Origin of the sequence: Intrasporangium chromatireducens Q5-1, from assembly GCF_000576575.1 — a bacterium.
GTDB classification, from domain to species: domain Bacteria; phylum Actinomycetota; class Actinomycetes; order Actinomycetales; family Dermatophilaceae; genus Intrasporangium_A; species Intrasporangium_A chromatireducens.
The window spans coordinates 1-488 of record NZ_AWQS01000588.1; the positions used below are offsets into that span (position 1 = coordinate 1).

1 protein-coding gene is annotated in these 488 nt (G+C 72.7%); it reads right to left on the minus strand.

The features are described 5' to 3' along the window. Nucleotides 1–430 (minus strand): integrase catalytic domain-containing protein (locus N864_RS23010; RefSeq protein WP_162164573.1); only part of this gene is annotated, 430 nt, incomplete at its 3' end. Nucleotides 431–488 lie beyond the last annotated feature (58 nt).

The window sequence follows — 488 nt, forward strand, 5'->3', positions numbered from 1 at the left end:
GCAGCTGTTTGGAGACCATCGCCGCGCCGTTATCGAGATAGACGATTCGGGGAATACCTTTGGCGGCCAAGCCCTTCCGCAGCGCACCGGCGAGGGCGAGCATGTCCTCGCTGTGTCCCCACCGGTAGCCGACCAGCGCGCGGGAGTGGTCATCGATGAACGCCATCAGGTACGTCTTGCGCCCGCCGATGACCGGCCCGTGCAACGCATCCCCGGTCCACCGCTCGTTCGGCGCGGCGGCCTCGAACCGGCCGAACGCGGCCGGCGCGGTCCCGTCCGGGCGGGTGTTCAGCTCGAGCCGGGCGAAGTGGCGCTGTAACGTCCGCGCCGAGGGCACCACCCCCGTGCCGTGCTCGGTCAGGATCGCCGCGACCTGCGCCGCGGTGCGGGCCGGGACCTCGCGCTTGAGCGCAGCCGCGAGCTCGAGCACCTGGCCCGGGGTGCGCGGCTCGACGTGCCGCGCCGAGGGCAGCAGCGCGTCGAACCCG